This is a genomic window from Solirhodobacter sp. (genome assembly GCF_964715405.1).
In genome coordinates, this window is sequence record NZ_CBAICG010000001.1 from 11,753 (window position 1) to 28,552 (window position 16,800).

Annotated in this window: 15 protein-coding genes and 1 tRNA gene; 2 read left to right on the forward strand and 14 right to left on the reverse strand. The window is 67.6% G+C overall.

Annotation, left to right across the window (positions count from 1 at the left end; all coding sequences use genetic code 11):
• Positions 1-15 precede the first annotated feature (15 nt).
• The 11 genes from AC11WY_RS00065 to hisB all read right to left on the reverse strand — a co-directional run bounded on the left by AC11WY_RS00065 (position 16) and on the right by hisB (position 13,234).
• A complete protein-coding gene (locus AC11WY_RS00065; RefSeq protein ID WP_482921226.1) occupies positions 16-1,512 on the reverse strand; it encodes a sugar ABC transporter ATP-binding protein in 1,497 nt (498 codons plus the stop codon).
• A complete protein-coding gene (locus AC11WY_RS00070; RefSeq protein WP_482921228.1) occupies positions 1,509-2,546 on the reverse strand; it encodes an SMP-30/gluconolactonase/LRE family protein in 1,038 nt (345 codons plus the stop codon). Before AC11WY_RS00070 ends, AC11WY_RS00065 begins: the two co-directional genes overlap by 4 nt.
• Complete coding sequence (locus tag AC11WY_RS00075) at positions 2,543-4,666, reverse strand: ABC transporter permease (RefSeq protein ID WP_482921230.1); 2,124 nt, start codon at positions 4,664-4,666, stop codon at positions 2,543-2,545. The genes AC11WY_RS00070 and AC11WY_RS00075 overlap by 4 nt, the downstream gene beginning before the upstream one ends.
• Positions 4,667-4,741: 75 nt before the next feature.
• The gene (locus AC11WY_RS00080; RefSeq protein ID WP_482921232.1) at positions 4,742-5,758 is read right to left on the reverse strand and encodes a sugar ABC transporter substrate-binding protein; all 1,017 of its coding nucleotides are present in this window, start codon (positions 5,756-5,758) and stop codon (positions 4,742-4,744) included.
• Positions 5,759-5,802: 44 nt separating this feature from the next.
• A complete protein-coding gene (locus tag AC11WY_RS00085) occupies positions 5,803-6,789 on the reverse strand; it encodes an ABC transporter permease (RefSeq protein WP_482921234.1) in 987 nt (328 codons plus the stop codon).
• 129 nt (positions 6,790-6,918) lie between these two features.
• Positions 6,919-7,857: a LysR family transcriptional regulator gene (locus tag AC11WY_RS00090; RefSeq protein ID WP_482921236.1), complete on the reverse strand. Its 939-nt coding sequence runs from the start codon at positions 7,855-7,857 to the stop codon at positions 6,919-6,921.
• A 62-nt stretch (positions 7,858-7,919) separates the two neighbouring features.
• Positions 7,920-9,230, reverse strand: a complete 1,311-nt coding sequence (locus AC11WY_RS00095; protein WP_482921238.1) for a type I glutamate--ammonia ligase — start codon at positions 9,228-9,230, stop codon at positions 7,920-7,922.
• Entirely contained in the window at positions 9,227-9,862 is a 636-nt protein-coding gene (locus tag AC11WY_RS00100; protein ID WP_482921240.1) for a cysteine hydrolase family protein, read from the reverse strand. Before AC11WY_RS00100 ends, AC11WY_RS00095 begins: the two co-directional genes overlap by 4 nt.
• Before the next feature lie 175 nt (positions 9,863-10,037).
• Entirely contained in the window at positions 10,038-11,876 is a 1,839-nt protein-coding gene (ilvD, locus tag AC11WY_RS00105) for a dihydroxy-acid dehydratase (protein ID WP_482921242.1), read from the reverse strand.
• Positions 11,877-12,007: 131 nt separating this feature from the next.
• Positions 12,008-12,646: an imidazole glycerol phosphate synthase subunit HisH gene (hisH, locus tag AC11WY_RS00110; protein ID WP_482921244.1), complete on the reverse strand. Its 639-nt coding sequence runs from the start codon at positions 12,644-12,646 to the stop codon at positions 12,008-12,010.
• The gene (hisB, locus tag AC11WY_RS00115; protein ID WP_482921246.1) at positions 12,647-13,234 is read right to left on the reverse strand and encodes an imidazoleglycerol-phosphate dehydratase HisB; all 588 of its coding nucleotides are present in this window, start codon (positions 13,232-13,234) and stop codon (positions 12,647-12,649) included. It lies immediately after the preceding gene.
• Positions 13,235-13,416: 182 nt separating this feature from the next.
• On the opposite strand from hisB, the gene AC11WY_RS00120 reads away from it, so the two are divergent.
• On the forward strand, positions 13,417-14,688 hold the full coding sequence (locus tag AC11WY_RS00120; RefSeq protein ID WP_482921248.1) for an NAD(P)/FAD-dependent oxidoreductase: 1,272 nt from the start codon (positions 13,417-13,419) through the stop codon (positions 14,686-14,688).
• A gap of 77 nt (positions 14,689-14,765) precedes the next feature.
• Here AC11WY_RS00120 and AC11WY_RS00125 read toward each other — a convergent pair.
• Positions 14,766-14,840 (reverse strand) — tRNA-Gly (locus AC11WY_RS00125).
• A gap of 71 nt (positions 14,841-14,911) precedes the next feature.
• Positions 14,912-15,625: a TerC family protein gene (locus AC11WY_RS00130; RefSeq protein ID WP_482921250.1), complete on the reverse strand. Its 714-nt coding sequence runs from the start codon at positions 15,623-15,625 to the stop codon at positions 14,912-14,914.
• A gap of 290 nt (positions 15,626-15,915) precedes the next feature.
• Between AC11WY_RS00130 and AC11WY_RS00135 the strand changes: the two genes are divergently transcribed.
• Entirely contained in the window at positions 15,916-16,500 is a 585-nt protein-coding gene (locus tag AC11WY_RS00135; protein WP_482921252.1) for a Hint domain-containing protein, read from the forward strand.
• A gap of 7 nt (positions 16,501-16,507) precedes the next feature.
• On the opposite strand, the gene AC11WY_RS00140 is transcribed toward AC11WY_RS00135, so the two are convergent.
• A complete protein-coding gene (locus tag AC11WY_RS00140) occupies positions 16,508-16,753 on the reverse strand; it encodes a hypothetical protein (protein WP_482921254.1) in 246 nt (81 codons plus the stop codon).
• Positions 16,754-16,800 lie beyond the last annotated feature (47 nt).

Consider the following 16,800-nt stretch of genomic DNA (forward strand, 5'->3'; position numbering starts at 1 on the left):
CTCCTTGGCCTCCGCCTAGTGGACGGCGGCATACATGATCTTTTCTTCCGTCGCCTCGGCGGGCGACAGTTCCTCGACGATGCGGCCCTGCCGACAGACAAGGATGCGGTCGGACAGGTTCAGAATCTCGGGCAGGTAGGACGAGATCATCACCACCGCCAGCCCGGCATCGGCCAAGCCGTTGATGATCTGGTGAATCTCGGCGATGGCCGCGACATCGACGCCGCGCGTCGGTTCGTCGAAGATCACGATGCGCGGCTGCTGCACCAGCCCCTTGCCGATCACCACCTTCTGCTGGTTGCCGCCCGACAGTTCCACCACGCGGGCATCGGGGTTGATCGACTTGATGTTCAGCTTGCCCGTCCATTCCGCCGCCAGGTCGTGGATGGCGCGGCTGCGGATCACCAGCCCCTGTTCGTGCCCCGCCGCCAGCAGGCCGCCGAACAGGTTCTCGCCGATCGACATGGTTTCGAAAATCCCCTCGGACTTGCGGTCCTCCGAGACATAGGCGATGCCGTCGCGCACCGCCTCGGCGGGCGTGGTGTAGCGCACCGGGCGATCATCGAGCGCGATGGTGCCGCCGCGCTTGAAGTCGCGCTTGAAGATGCCCGCGACGATCTTGAAGGTTTCCGTCCGGCCCGATCCGATCAGCCCGAAGACCCCGGTGATCTGCCCCTCGAACACCGAGAACGAGGTGTTGCGCACCATCGCCCCCATCGAGATGTCCTGCACCGACAGCACCTTGCGCCCCGGCTTGCGCAGCCGCGCCTCGTCGCGCTGGCGGTAAAGCGCACCCGACAGCGTGCGCCCGACCATCGCCGCGATGATCTTGTCACGGTCGAACCCGGCGGTCGGGCCGGTCGCCACCAGCTCGCCATCGCGCAGGATCGTGATGCGGTCGGAGATCAGCAGCGCCTCCTCCAGCGCGTGGGAGATAAAGACGATCGACACGCCGCGCGCCTTCAGACGGCGCAGCAGCGCGAAGAAGTGGCGCTTTTCCTCGGGGGTCAGGCTGGCGGTCGGTTCGTCGAAGATGATGACGCGGGCGTTGTGGTGCACCGCGCGGGCGATCTCGACCATCTGGCGCTTGGCGGCGCCCAGCGTTTCGACCATCGCGGTGGGATCGACCGGGAAGTTCAGCGATTGCAGGAACTGCTGCGCCGCGATGTAGGTGCCGCGCAGCCGGTTCATGAACGGCTCGGCGCCGAGGTAAAGGTTCTGCGCCACCGTCATCGAGGGCACCAGACTGGTTTCCTGAAACACCATCGCGATGCCGACCTGCAACGCCTCGTGCGGGTTCGCGAACCGCACCTGCTGCCCGCGGTAGATCATCCGGCCAGAGGTGGCTTCCACCACCCCCGCCATCACCTTGGTCAGCGTGGATTTGCCGGCCCCGTTCTCGCCCAGCAGGGCGTGAATCTCGCCCTCGGCCAGATCGAAATCGACCTCCCTGACGGCAGGCACGCTGCGGTAGGCCTTGGTGATCTTCTCCAGCCGCACGATCGGGGTCATGCCATGCCCTCCGGCGCCAGAACGCAGTTGCCGCCGCGGCTGGCGACCAGCGGGCGGCCCTGATGCTCGATCACGCTGCAGGTGCCGTGGTGGTGGCCGTTGGCGCGGCTGTGCAGGCTGCTGACCGGGGCAAGGTCGGGGCCAAGACGCACCGCCAGCCCGTAGGACCGGCTGGGCGACCAGGCCTTGTGCACCCCCATCGTGCGGATGCCGCCGCATTGCAACGGCTCCAGAAAGCTGCGGCCCGAGGCCATCGCCGGGGCGATCCAGAACGCGCGGGGCACGCTGGCCATCATGTCGAACCGGTAGTGGGTTTCCTGCAACACCAGCTCGATCAGCCGGTTGCGCGGGGCGAAGATCGCGAGCCAGGCCCCGCCATCGGCGCAGGGCGCGAGGCGCGCGGGATAGCCGGGCAGGTGCTTGAGCACCGGCTCCACGGTGCCATCGCCCACCCGCACCAGCCGGTGGCGCCAGCTTTCGCTGACCACGCAGCCCCTGGCGTCGGGCAGCAGGCCGAAGGGCCAGGCGAGGGCATCGGCCTGGGCGACGAAGGCGCCATCCGCCCCCCGCCGCCAGACCGAGCCACTGGCGTTCTTCTCCATCAGGTCGGCGACCCAGCCCGAGGCCGGGTGACGGTCGGACCCGTTCGCCAGCCACAACGCGCCATCGGGGCCATAGGCCAGCGCGGTGATGCAGGCGACACCCCTGGGCAGCGCGACGGGCGCGCCGTCCACGCTCAGGCTGCCGTCGTCCAGCGCCACCGCCAGCGCACCATCCGCGCCTGCGGCCAGCGCGGTGATGGCGGCGGGGAAGGCCCGCACCACTTCCGGCATGAAGTCGGGAAGAAGCTCAAAAAGGTTCGCCCCGCTGGTGGCCAGCAGCCGCCCGCCCGCGATACAGAGGTTGTCGGCCTCGGGCAGCGCGGCGAAGACCGGGGCCTCGTCCAGCGCGGTGTTGGCGCGGAAGGCGCCGTCCATCGGCGGGATGGTGATCGCGCGGCCGCGCAAGAGGTTCAGAAGCGGGTCAAAGATCATGCGCGCGGCCCCCAGTAGGCGTCGTTCGCCGTCCAGGTCGGGTCGGCGCCCTCGATCCGGAAGCGGCCGATGCGGTTGTTCAGGATGCCGCCGATGAACAGCTCGCCCTTGTGTTCGCGCATCGAGGTGACCATCGGATGCGCCAGCCCGGTCAGATCGCCCAGCGTCTGGAGGATCTCACCCTGTTCGGTGAACTTCACAACGCCGCCGGTGTTGATGTTGGGAAACAGCCAGTCATCCTGCGGCAGGCGCCGCGCCATCCGCTTGCGCATCGCCGGGTGGCGCAGCGACAGATCGAACGAGGGCGTGCGCATCCCCAGCCAGGCCATCCAGTAGGTGCCATCCGAGGCGCGGTTGATGTTGTCGGGATAGCCCGGCATGTCGCGGATCACGCATTCGGCGGTGTCGGCCTTCGGCCCCTCCAGCCAGTAGCGGTGGATGCGGCAGGCCCAGCTTTCGCAGAAGAAGACTGACCTGTTGTCATGCGCCATCACCACGCCGTTGGTGTAGCGATAGCCGTCCAGCAGCGTCTTGGTGCTGCCGTCGCGGGGGTCATAGACCAGCAGCCGCCCGGTCGCCCGGTTCTCGATGCTGTCGAGCGCCCAATCATGCGCGTCGTAACGCTTGGTGGAGTCGGTGAAATAAACGCGGCCGTCGGGCGCGATGTCGAGGTCGTTGGGGTCGCGCAGCCGGGCGTCATCGACGATCGAGGTGAACGACCGGCGGGTCTCGGCAGAGAGCTTGGTGACCTTGCGGTCGGGCGAGATCGCGTAAAGCCCCATCGCGCCGACGCAGCTCAGCAGGTTGCCCGCGCGGTCGAAGGCAAGCCCAAGGGGGAAGCCGCCGACATGGGCGAAGACCTCCGACCGTGCGTAGTCGGGGGCGAAGAAGCGCACGATCTCGCCATGCCGGGTGCCGCAGTAAAGGTGGTCGTCGCGGTCCAGGATCACGTCTTCCGGCCCCTCCACCGCGCCCAGCCCGATATGCGCCGCCTCCGCCAGCCGATTGTTCAGCGCATAGGGTGTGCCCGAGCCCGGCACCGCCGAAGGTGCCTCGCCCATGCGCAGGTAGACCGGGGCGACGTAAACCTCGTTCAGCACCTTGTGGCGGTTCTTCAGCCAGCGGATGTCGGTGGTGACCGCCACCGCCAGCAGCAGGCCCAGCACCATCTGGTTGGTGCCGGTGCCATAGCCCAGCCGGATCAGCCCGTTGGTCATCACCAGCACGATCACCGCGCCCATCAGCCCCTTGACGACCGAGCCGCGGCCGCCGCCCAGACTGTTGCCGCCCACCACGGCGGCGGTCAGCGCCAGAATCTCCAGCCCCTGCCCGGTGCCGGGGCCCGCGCCGCTGAGGCGGGTGGCGATCAGGAACCCCGCCGCCGCCGCGCAGAGGCCGGAAAACACGTAGGTCAGGAACACCGTCTGGCGCACCTTGATGCCCGCGTTATGCGCCGAGCGGCGCGAGCCGCCGACCGCCAGCACATGCCAGCCGGGGCGTGAACGGGTCAGCGCCACATGGGTGACGACCGCCAGCACCAGCGCCGCCAGAACCGGGATCGACAGGCCCGCCACCGTGCCGTCGCCGATGAAATCCCAGACGTCGGACGACGCGGTGGACATCTGGATTTTCGAGCCGAAGCTGACCACCAGAATGTCGTAAAGCGCGCGCCCGATGATGAAGGTCACCAGCGTTGTGATGAAGGCGCGCAGCCGCAGGAAGCCGATCAGATAGCCGTTGATCGCGCCGAACACCGCGCCGGTCGCCATCGAGGCGGCGAAGGCGAGCCAGACCGGCTGATCGAAGATGAAGAACACCGAGACCGCGGCAAAGGCCGACAGCGCGAAGATCGAGCCCACCGCCAGGTCGATGCCGCCGCCCAGCATCACCACCGTCAGGCCGATCACCACCAGGCTGAACTCGCCCAGTTGGCGGGTGGATTCCTGCAGCGCGTAAAGCTTGAAGAAGCCCGGAATGGCGCTGCCGAAACCTGCCACCACGATCACCAGCGCCAGAAACGGGATCGCGTTATCGGTCCAGCGCTTGGTCAGAATCTCGCCGATGACGTGATCGGGCACGAGGTTGTAGCGCCAGGCCTGCAGCCGCTCGCGGAGGGTCATCGGGCATCCATCGGGTCAGGGAAAGGAGGGCAGCCGAATGGCTCCGGCCGCCCGATCATGCCGGTGTCCGCGGCATCAGTTGCCGGCCATCGCCTGCAGCGCCTTCAGATCCCAGCAACTGTCGGGCCGCAGATCGGCCTTCGTCGTCGACTTCAGCAGAGTGTAGATGAAGGGTGACGAGGTGCCCGGCTTCTGCCCGCTTTGCAGCAGATACTTGATGATCGTCACCATGTTGGTGCTTTCCTGCGCCAGTTCGGTCATCACCACCGCGCCATAGGTGCCATTCTCGATCATGTCGCAGTCGGCCGCCTTCTCGCCGCCGCCGGTGGTGACCAGGAACACCTTGTCCTGCAGCTTGGCATCGCGGATCGCCGCTGCGGCGCCCGAGGCGTCACCATCCCAGAAGTCGATGATCGCGCAGATCTCGGGGTGCTGTTGCAGCATCGTGGTGGTCACGTTGCGCGAGGTGGTCGCGTCCCAGTTCGAGTCGGGCTTGGCCACGACCTCGAAATCGGGGTGCTTGGACAGCACGTCCATGATGCCCGCGTATTGGTAAAGGCTGGTCGCGTTGACCTCGTCGCCCTGCACCAGACCGATCTTCTTCGACCCGCCCGTGCAGCCCTTGATCGCCGCCTCGGCCTCCAACCGGCCAAGCTGGGTCCAGTCGCTGCCCAGATAGGCGTCGGCGGCGAAGTTGGCCGGGTTGTCGATCAGCAGAACATAGATGCCCGCCGCCTGCGCCTTCTTCATCAGCTTGGAGTAGGAGTTGAGGTCGGGCGACATCACCACCAGCACATCGGGCTTGTGGTCCGACGAAATCGCCTCGGTGATCGCCTGCGCCCCGGCCTCGACGCTCCAGTTCGGGTCGCGGGTCTCAAGCACGCCACTGAAGGCGGTCACCTCGCGTTTCAGGATCGCGGCCCAGCCCTGCGCCAGGTCGAAGCCCATCGCCATCGGGACCAGCAGCACATGCTTGCCCGCCAGTGCCTTGGCATAGATCGCCGGGGATGCGTCCTGGGCCGCGGCCGGAAGGGCGGCCAGACCCGCCACCGTCATCGCGGCGGCGGTCAGAAGGGTTCGTAGCATCTTCATCGCGTTGTCCTTTTCCCTGTTGGTTTTCGGTGGTCTCGGGGGTCTCAGATGTCCCCTTGTTGCGCGGTCTGTTCGTCGCGCGGGTTGAGCAGGCCATCGACGATGATCGCGAACAGCAGGATCGTCGATTTGATCAGGTTCTGATAGATCAGCGGAATGTCGAGGATCGTCATCGCGTTCAGCATCAGGCCGATCAGCGCCGCCCCCACCAGCACGTTGCGCACGCCGCCCTTGCCGCCCGACAGGCCGATGCCGCCGATCACCGCGACCAGCACGATGTCGTAAAGCAGGGTGGAGTTCACCACCCGGGTGTTGATCGAATGCAGGCTGGCCGCCGTCAGCAACCCGCCGGTAAAGGCGGTCAGCGCCGACAGCACATAGCGCAGTACCAGCATCGGGCGCACCGGAATGCCGATGTTGCGCGCCGCCACCGGGTTGTCGCCCGCGAAATAGACGTAGCGGCCCCATTTGGTGAAGCGCAGGAACAGGAACACCGCGCCCGACAGCAGGCCGAACAGGTAGACCTCGACCGGCACGCCCAGAAAGCGCAGCCCCCCCATCAGCGCCACCCAATGGCCATCGGGCACCGGCACCGCATCCGACATGATCAGTTGCGAGCGGACGTAGCCGAACACGAACGACCCGCTGGCCAGTGTCACGAAGATCGCGGGCACCTCGGCGTAGGCGACCAGAAACCCGTTCACCAGACCGATCGCCAGCACCCCCGCCAGCACCAGCGCCAGCGCGCTGTGATCGGCCATGCCGCCGCCCAGCAGTTGCAGATACCACGCCACCGACATCGCCATCACCGCGACCATCGACAGGTCGATGCCGCGGCCGATGATGACGACCGACATGCCCAGCGCCAGAATGCCCAGCACGGCGATGGACCGGACCACCGAGATCAGGTTGTCGACGGTCAGGAAGCCCGGCAGTTCCACCGCCGCCGCGCCGAAGATCAGCACGGCGACGACCAGAACGATCCGTTCCTGGTTCAGGGTTCTGAACTGCCGCAAGTCATTCCCGGCCATCTTTGCCCTGCCATCCTTCCAGCGCGTCGCAGGGGCCGTTCACAGCCCCGTGTTGCGCAGCGTAGCGACCGACAAACAGATGCGTCCAATGAAAGATTTGGCGGCAAACCCATGCCGATGCGGAATGAATCAGACGATGTGCAGATGCCCGCGCGCCGGTTGCGGATGGCTGGCCTGTTCCTCGGCCAGGATATGGGCGCGCAGGGCGGCCACGAAGCGGCGGCCATAGGCGGGCAGCGGCGCGCGGCTGTCGGACATGGCGCAGATGTCGAAGCGGACCAGTTCGCCGCGCAGCGTGATCGGCCGACTGACCAGTGCGCGCCCCGAAAGTCGCGCCGACGAGGGCACCACCGCGATGCCGTTGCCGCCCTCGGCCATCGCAAAGAGGGTATGCGGCGAGGTGCTTTCCAGCACGATCCGCGGCACCGCGCACGCAAGCCGACAGGCCGCGTCGAACACCTCGCGCGAGGCGTGGCGTTTGTTCAGCGTCAGGATCGGGCCTTCCAGCAGGTCGGTGATCTCGATCGGGCCGCCGGTGTCGGGCAGGAATTCGGGCGTGGCGACGGCAAGAAATGCCAGTTCGCCCAGCCGCACCGTCTCGAACACCTCGATGGGCGCCGAGGGCATCGCGCTGATCGTCAGATGAACGGTGCCCGCGTGCAGCTTTTCGGCCAGTTCGGGGCCGCCGCCATCCTCCAGCCGGACATCGACGCCGGGGTTGGCGCCGCGCCAGACACGCAGGAAATCGGGCAGGTAGCGCTCGATCAGTTGCGAACAGGCGCCGATCTTCAACAGCCCGCTCTGGTTGCGGGCCAGATCGCCCGCGAAGGCGCGCAGATCGCGGTCGGCGACCAGCACGCCGTTGATGCGGGTCAAGAGCGCCTCGCCCGCCGCCGTCAGGCGCACGTTGCGGCCCGACTTCTGAAAAAGCCGCAGGCCCAGCGATTCCTCCAGCCCCTGGATCTGGCGCGACAGGGCCGATTGCGTGATGTTCAGCCGCTGCGCCGCCAGCGTGATGTTGGCAAGCTCGGCTGCGGCGACGAAACCGGCGTAGGTGCGGATATCCATGACGGTGCCCCTGTCGTTGTGTCGACGCTAGGGGCGCTGCCGGGGCGCTGTCAACCGGCGGCTCAGTAGATCGCCGCGTAGCGGGCGCAGAGCGCATCGTCGATCGCGGCGCCCGCCAGCGCGATCTCCATCCGTTTCATGCCGGTGTAGGTCGCCACCAGACGCGGGTCGAACCAGCCGGTGACGGTGGTGTCGGCCATCAGTGCCGCCAGCGCGTCGGGCAAGCTTGCGGGCAGGCGGTGCAGGCCGAGGCGATCCCGCTCCGCTTGCGGCAGCAGCGCCGGATCGCCGGAAAACAGCGGCGGCGCGGGCAGGGCGGCACGCAAGCCTTCCAGCCCGGCGCGCACCATCACGGCCAGCGCCAGATGCGGGCAGGCGGTGGCGTCGGCGGGGCGGTATTCGATGTTGAAGGCGCGCGCCGGGTCGCCGCCGCCGATCCGGTTGACCGGGCAGATGCGCAGGCTCGCCTCGCGTTCGCGGTCGCCGAACCAGGTGTAGCTGGACGACCAGTGGTGCGGTTGCAACCGCAAGCCGCTGACCGGGCTCGGGGCGGTGAAGGCGATCAGCGCGGGCAGGTGGCGCAGGATGCCCGCCACGAAGGACGCCGCCTGCGCCGACACCCCGCCGGGCCGGGCGGCGTCATGGGTCACCGGACGATCGGCCGTGTCACTTAGCGAGAAATGGATATGCACGCCATTGCCGACGCCATCGACCGCGGTCTTGGGCGCAAAGCTGGCGCGCCAGCCGCGCAGCGCCGCCATCTCGCGCACCACCTCGCGCAGCGCCACCGCGCGATCGGCGGCCACCAGGCCGGGGGCGGGGGCGATCGCCACCTCGTACTGGTCGGTGCCGTATTCGGCGATGACGACCTCGGGGCCCATCCCCGCGGCATCGAGCAACGCCATCAGGTCGGTCGCAAACGGCTCCGCCCGCCGCAGCGCGCGCAGCGAGAAGGCGGGGGCGGCGGGCCAGCCTGCGCCGAGGATCTGGAACTCGTGTTCAAAGCTGATGCGCAGGCGCAGGCCGCATTCGGCCTCCAGCGCGGCCAGCGCCGCCTTCAGCACCCCGCGCGGGCACAGCGGCCAGGGCGCGCCGTCAAGCTCCACGATGTCGGCCTGCGCGAAGTCGAGCGGGGTGGGCGCGCCCGGCAGGGCAAAGTGCAACCGGCTGGCGGGATCGGCCAGCAACCGCAGATCGCCGGTGGAACCCCAGGGGTTGGGCTCCGCGATCAGGTCGAACGGGGTCAGCGCGGCATTGGCGGGCACCCAGCCGACCGAGTTCGGCCCGCCCTTGCGCCACGACGCGGCGGGGATTGCCCGGCCGCGGGTGATCCCGGCGAAATCGGTGGTGACGAGGCTGACGAGGCCGGTCACGCCGCAGCCTCCAGCCGGGCCAGCACGGTGGCGCTGTCGGTGACCCAACAGTAACCGCCGAAGGCGGCCAGCGCGGCGGTGTGGCGGGCCTCGGTGTAGGTCGCGCAGGCATCCTCGGGCAGCGTCACCAGATAGCCGCGGTCGGCGGCGTCGCGCACCGCCATGTCGACGCATTGGTCGGTCACCACCCCCGCCACGATCAGCCGCCGGATGCCCATGTTGCGCAGCACGTAGTCGATGGCGGTCGAGTTGAACACACCGGATGACGACTTGGGCAGCACGATCTCGTTCACCCGCGTGGCCAGGGGTTCGATCGGCCCGGCCTCGGGGTGGCCCTTGGGCACCAGCAGGCCCGACAGCCGATGGTCCAGCGAAATGTCGCGGCCGTCCTCGGTCAGCGCCTCGATGATGGTGTGCAGCACCGGCACGCCGACAGCACGGGCGGCGGCCAGCAAGCGGGTCTGGTTCGGGATCACCCGCTCGGCAAGGCGGCGGTGATAATAACTGTCGGCGCCCATGTCGGGGTGGCCGGGGTCACGGCCGGGGGTGCAGAACATCCGCTGCATGTCGACGAACAACAGCGCAGTATCGGCGCGGGCATAGTCGGTCATGCGCGGGTCGGGGCGGGTCATGCGCGGGATCCTTTCGGGCGGGGCCTGCGCATTTGGCGCAATCGGAACGCCGCCCGTCAAGGGGGCGTTCCAGGCCCCCCGCATTCTCAGCCCGTCGCGCCGGTGACGCAGAGCACCACCGACACCAACCGGATCGCCGATCGGCAATCCGGGGCTTGCAGCCTTGGCCGATCCGTCACGCCTCGGGCACGACCCGCACCGCGCCCTGTGCGGCGCTGGTGGCCATCAGGGCATAGGCCCGCAGCGCGGGCGTCACCTTGCGGGCGCGGGGGGCGGCGGGCTTCCAGCCCTTCGCGTCTTGCGCGGCACGGCGGCGGGCCAGTTCCTCGGCGGGCACCGCCAGCACGATGGACCGGCTGGGGATGTCGATCTCGACGCTGTCGCCGTCCTGCACCAGCCCGATCGTGCCGCCCGAGGCCGCCTCGGGCGAGACGTGGCCGATCGACAGCCCCGAGGTGCCGCCCGAGAAGCGGCCATCGGTGACCAGTGCGCAGGTTTTGCCCAGACCCTTCGACTTGATGTAGCTGGTCGGATACAGCATCTCCTGCATCCCTGGCCCGCCCTTCGGCCCTTCGTAGCGGATCACCACCACGTCGCCCGCGACGATCCGGTTGGACAGGATCGCCTCGACCGCCGCGTTCTGGCTTTCGAACACCCGCGCCGGGCCGGTGAACTTCAGGATGCTGTCATCCACCCCCGCCGTCTTCACGATGCAGCCTTCGGGCGCGAGGTTGCCGCTGAGCACGGCCAGCCCGCCATCCCTGGAAAACGGCGTTTCGGCCGAGCGGATCACGCCCTTTTCGCGGTCAAGGTCAAGATCGTCCCAGCGCGCGCTCTGGCTGAACGCCACCTGCGTCGGCACCCCGCCCGGCGCGGCGAGGAACAGGTGTTTCACGTCCTCTTGAGGATTGCGGCTGATGTCCCAGCGGTCGATCGCGGCACCAAGGCTGGGCGCGTGCACCGTCGGCAGGTCGCGCGCGATCAGGCCCGCCGCGTCAAGCTGGCCGAGGATCGCCATGATGCCCCCCGCGCGGTGCACGTCTTCCATGTGCACGTCGGATTTCGCCGGGGCCACCTTGCACAGCACCGGCACCCGGCGCGACAGCCGGTCGATGTCGGCCATGGTGAAATCGACCTCGCCCTCATGCGCGGCAGCAAGGATGTGCAGCACCGTGTTGGTCGAGCCGCCCATCGCGATATCGAGCGTCATGGCATTCTCGAACGCCGCCTTGGTCGCGATCGCGCGCGGCAGGGCGGTGGCGTCGTCCTGTTCATAGTAGCGCTTGGCCAGGTCGACGATCACCCGCCCGGCCTCAAGAAACAGCTCCTTGCGGTCGGAATGGGTGGCGAGGGTGGAGCCGTTGCCGGGCAGCGACAGCCCCAGCGCCTCGGTCAGGCAGTTCATCGAATTGGCGGTGAACATGCCCGAGCACGACCCGCAGGTCGGGCAGGCGGACCGCTCGATCACCTGCACGTCGGCGTCGCTCACGGCATCATCGGCCGCCGCGACCATCGCATCCACCAGATCCAGCGCGACCTGCTTGCCCTTGAGGACGGCCTTGCCCGCCTCCATCGGCCCGCCCGAAACAAAGACGGCCGGGATGTTCAGCCGCATTGCCGCCATCAGCATGCCGGGGGTGATCTTGTCGCAGTTGGAGATGCAGACCATCGCGTCGGCGCAATGCGCGTTGACCATGTATTCGACCGAATCCGCGATCAACTCGCGCGAGGGAAGCGAGTAAAGCATCCCGTCATGCCCCATCGCGATGCCGTCATCGACGGCGATGGTGTTGAATTCCTTGGCGACGCCGCCCGCCTTCTCGATCTCGCGCGCCACAAGCTGGCCGAGGTCTTTCAGGTGGACGTGACCCGGCACGAACTGGGTGAAGCTGTTGACCACGGCGATGATCGGCTTGCCGAAGTCGCTGTCCTTCATGCCGGTCGCGCGCCACAGGCCGCGGGCGCCGGCCATGTTGCGGCCGTGGGTGGTGGTGCGGGAACGGTAAGCGGGCATGGGTCTGCGTCCTTGTGAAAGACTTGGCTCGTGTATGGCTCGCACTTGGCGGCGCCGGGTTCAACCGATGTTCTGCGTGCTGGCGTCTATAAACCTGGGCCTTGGGCCCGGCAAGGCAAGCAGGGGGCGGCTCAGGGCCGCCAGCGCAGGAAGTTGGCGATCAGCCGCAGCCCGGTGGCCTGGCTCTTTTCCGGGTGGAACTGGGTGCCGACGACATTGCCGCGCCCGACGATGGCGGTGATGTCGCCCGCGTAGTCCACATGCGCCAGCCGGTCGGCGGGATCGGTCACGCGGAAGTGGTAGGAGTGCACGAAATAGGCATGCTCGCCGGTCATGATGCCGTCCAGCAGCGGGTGCGGGCGGTCGATCACCAGATCGTTCCAGCCCATGTGCGGCACTTTCAGATGCGGGTCGGCGGGGGTGATCTTCACCACCTCGCCCGCGATCCAGCCAAAGCCCGGCGTGTCTGCGTATTCATGCCCGCGCGTGGCCAGCATCTGCATGCCGATGCAGATGCCCAGGAAGGGGCGTCCCTTCACGCGCACCGCCTCGTCGATCGCGTCGAACAGGCCCGGCACCGCCAGCAGCGCGCGGCGGCAGGCCGGAAAGGCGCCGTCACCGGGCAGCACGACGCGATCGGCGCGCGCCACATCCTCGGGGCGGGACGAGACCAGCACGCTGCCCGTGCCGGTTTCGGTGGCCATCCGCTGAAACGCCTTTTCGGCCGAGTGCAGATTGCCCGACTCGTAGTCGACCAGAACCGTCAGCACTTAAAGCGCGCCTTTGGTTGACGGGATCGCGTCGGCCTTGCGCGGGTCGGTCTCGACCGCGTCGCGCAGAGCGCGGGCGACCGCCTTGAACGCGGCCTCGGCGATGTGGTGGCTGTTGATCCCGTGCAGCGCATCGACATGCAGCGTGATGCCGCCATGGGTCGCGAAGCCCTGAAAGAACTCGCGCACCAGTTCGGTGTCGAAGCTGCCGATCCTGGCTGTGGGGAAGGTCACGTTCCACACGAGGTAGGGCCGCGCCGACAGGTCGAGCGCCGCGCGCACCAGCGCATCATCCATCGGCAAGAGGCACGACCCGTAGCGGCGGATGCCGCGTTTGTCGGCCAGCGCCTGCGCCAAGGCCTGACCCAGCGCGATGCCGACATCCTCGACCGTGTGGTGGTCGTCGATGTGCAGGTCGCCCTTGGCCCGGATCGTCATGTCGATCAGCGAGTGGCGGGCCAACTGGTCCAGCATGTGGTCGAAGAACCCGACGCCGGTCTGGTTGTCGTAAACCCCCGAGCCGTCGAGGTTCACCGCCACGCGGATGTCGGTCTCGGCGGTGGTGCGGGTGATCTCGGCCGTGCGCATGGGCGCCTCCCTCGCGGTCTTCGGCGCGGGTTATAGGCGCTGGGTGCGGATAGGGAAAGGGGCTTGGCCGCGCCGCACCCGCCGGGGATCACGGCGATCGTGATGGCCATTTGCTAGGTTTTGCGGTGCGGAATGCCCACGTCTGTTGCACCGGCAGGGTTCGCCTGCCCGAAAGGAAACCCATGTCCGTTCCCAGTGTGCTTGTTCTCGGCGGCAATTTCGCGGGTCTCGGCGCCGCGCAGAAGATCCGGGAGTATGCGGGCGACGCCGTCACCATCACCTGCGTCGATCGCAAGGCCTATCTCGATTACATCCCCAACATCCCGCTGGAAATCTTCGAAGGCCGCGACCCGGCCGTCACCATGCACATGCCGCTGATGGATACGCTGGCGCGCGACGACATCCGTTTCGTTCAGGCGGCGGTGGAAGGCATCGACCTTGCCGCGTCGAAGGTGGCTGTGCGGCCCAGCGAGCGGGCCGGGGCCCCGGTCTATCAGTTGGACTACGATTACCTGGTGATCGCGCTGGGGGCCGAACTGGCCTATGCCGATATCGAGGGCTTTGCCGAATTCGGCCATACCGTTTCGGATGCCTTCCACGCCAACCGCCTGCGCCAGCATCTGGAAAGCGATGCGTTCAAGGGTGGGCCGGTGGCGGTGGGATCGGCGAAGTTCACGCAAGGAACCAAGGGCCGCCCCGCCTGGCTGCCCACCGCGATGGCCGCCTGCGAGGGGCCGCCGGTCGAGGTGGCGCTGTCGCTGGCAAGCTGGATGGTGGCGCACAAGAAGGGCGGGCCGAAGGACATCACGCTGTTCACACCCGGCGCGCTGATCGCCGAGGATGCGGGCGAAAAGGTGGTGGGCAAGCTCTTGGAAGCGGCGGCCGGGATGGGGTTCACCTATCGCAACAAGATGCAGGACATCACCCGCCTGACCAGGGATGGCATCGACTTTGCCAATGGCGAGAGCATCGCCGCCGATCTGAAGATCATCTTTCCGAACTGGAAGCCGCACGCCTTCCTCAGGGGCCTGCCGATCAGCGACGAGGTCGGCTTCATCATTACCGACATGACGATGCGTGCGCCCGGGTTCCCGCATGTCTTCGCCTGCGGCGACGCGGCGGCGATCACGGTGCCGAAACTCGGCGCCATCGGCCATCAGGAATGCGACGTGGTGGGGCGCCAGATCGCCAAGGACGTGGGCCGCATGACGGCCGAGGAGGCCGACAAGCCCTGGATGCCCGAGGTGATCTGCATCGGCGACATGGGCGATGGCAAGGCATTCTACATTCACTCGAATTCGTGGTTCGGCGGCGACACGCAGGTGCTGGAGATGGGGCACGTCCCCTATGCCCAGAAGATCGCCTACAAGGAACTGTTCTTCCGCTCGGGTGGCAGGGTGCCGAACTGGGGCCTGCCCTTCGCGAAATGGGCGACCGAACGGTTCCATTTCTGACCGGTCGCTGGCGCGGCCCGGCGTGCGGGCCGCGGCCAAAACAAAAGGGCACCGAAACCGGTGCCCTTTTGTTTTGTTGGAGCGGGCGAAGGGATTCGAACCCTCGACCCTAACCTTGGCAAGGTTATGCTCTACCCCTGAGCTACGCCCGCGTCCTTGGGTGAGCGGTGATTTATGGTCTCCACGCGGCGGCTGCAAGGGAAAAAATGCGGCCGCGGCGAATTCATCGGCGACCCCGCTTCTGCCGCACGAGGTTCAGCGTTTCGACCCCGCCCGCGAAGATCATCGCGGCATAGATGAAGCCACGGTCGATGTGATAGTGCGCGCCGTCGGCCGTCAGCGCCATGCCGACCATCACCAGGAACGCCAGCGCCAGCATCTTGGTCGAGGGGTGGCCCTCGATGAAATTCGCGATCGGCTCGGACGCGACCATCATCACCAGGATCGCGATCACGACGGCGGCGATCATCACCTCCAGATGGTCGGCGATCCCCACCGCCGTGATCACGCTGTCGAGCGAGAAGACGAGGTCCAGCACCATGATTTGAAGGATGGTGGCCCAGAAGGTGCCACGGCCCTCGGCATGGGGTTCGTGCCCATCGCCCTCCATTTCCGAAAAGATCTCGGTGGTGGCCTTCCATATCAGGAAAAGGCCGCCAATGATCAGGATCACGTCACGCCAGGTCAGGCCGAAGCCCTGAACGGTAAGGAAGGGTTGGCCCATCGACATGATCCAGGTGATCGAGAACAACAGCCCGACCCGCAACACCAGCGCGCCGACGAGGCCCAGAAAGCGTGCCTTTGCCCGCCGGTCGCGCGGCAGTTTGGAGGCTGCAATCGAAATGAAGATGACGTTGTCGACGCCGAGCACGATCTCGAGCACCGTCAGGGTGAAAAAGGACAGCCAGACGGCCGGGTCGGTCAGCAAGGCAAGCATCAGCACCTCCGAATCGGGCGACGTGCCCGGCGTTCGGGGAATGTAGGGGCTGCATTGCCCAAGCGGGAGGGAGTCGGGCCGAATTGTCGCGCGGCGGAGCATGGTTAGCGCAAGGATAAAGCGCGGCGACCTTTTCTGAAGTCGCGCCAACGGCGGGCAACTGTTGCCGGATCGTGGCCATTGCCGAGGTATGGCCGCAAGTATGTCAAGATAATGGCAAATTTCAGGTGCCGATTGGGCGTATCGCAACGGGCCGCAGCCCGAAATCACAGAGAGGAACCGCCATGTTCATGCCCAGCACTTCCGCCTTCGCCAACGCCGACCGCGCCGTCCTGAACGTTCTGCCGCCGCTGCGGCAGGCGGCGGGGCTGACCACCGGCAGTCTGATCGAAACCGCCGCCGGCTGGCGCGCCGTCGAGACGCTGGTGCCCGGCGACCGGGTGCAGACCTTCGACGGCGGCCTGCGGGCGATCCGCCGGGTCGCGCGGCGCGGTCTGCCGCTTGGCCCGAAGGCGCTGGTGCGGGTGCCCGGCGGGGTGCTGAACGCCTGTGCCGACCTGCTTTTGACGCGCGATCAGGCGGTGTTGCTTGACACGCCCGAAGCCGCGGTCCTCCTCGGCAACCCGCTGACGCTGGTGCCCGCCGCGGCACTGGTGGGCCACCGCGGCATCGGCTGGAAGGCCGCACGGTCGCCCGCGGCCCTGTTCAGCCTGCTGTTTGACGAAGAGGAGGTGGTTTTCGTCAATTCCGGGATGCTGATCCATTGCCCGGCCGATGCGGCCCCGTCGTTCTTCCCGGCGCTGGATGCGGCACGCGGGGCCGATCTGGTGGCGCTGATCGGCGCCGATGTCTGGCGTGGGCGTCGGGCGGCGTGATGGGGACTCAGGCGCGGCGGCGCTGGAACAGGGGTGGTGGCCCTGCGGCCTCTGCCACCGCCGCGCGGGCGATCATCTCGCAGATCTGGCGCGCCTTGCCCTCCAGCGCGGCCAGACGCGCCGCCAGCAGACCGGTTTCGGGGCCGGTCGCGGCGGGGACCATCGCATCAAGCGCGGCGCGGATCGTGCCAAGCTCGACTACCACATGTTCGATCACGAACCCTTCGAGCACGCGCTGAAGATCAGCGGTCATGTCTTTACCCCTCGTGCCCCCGTGGCAAGATTAGGGTCAGGGATGCT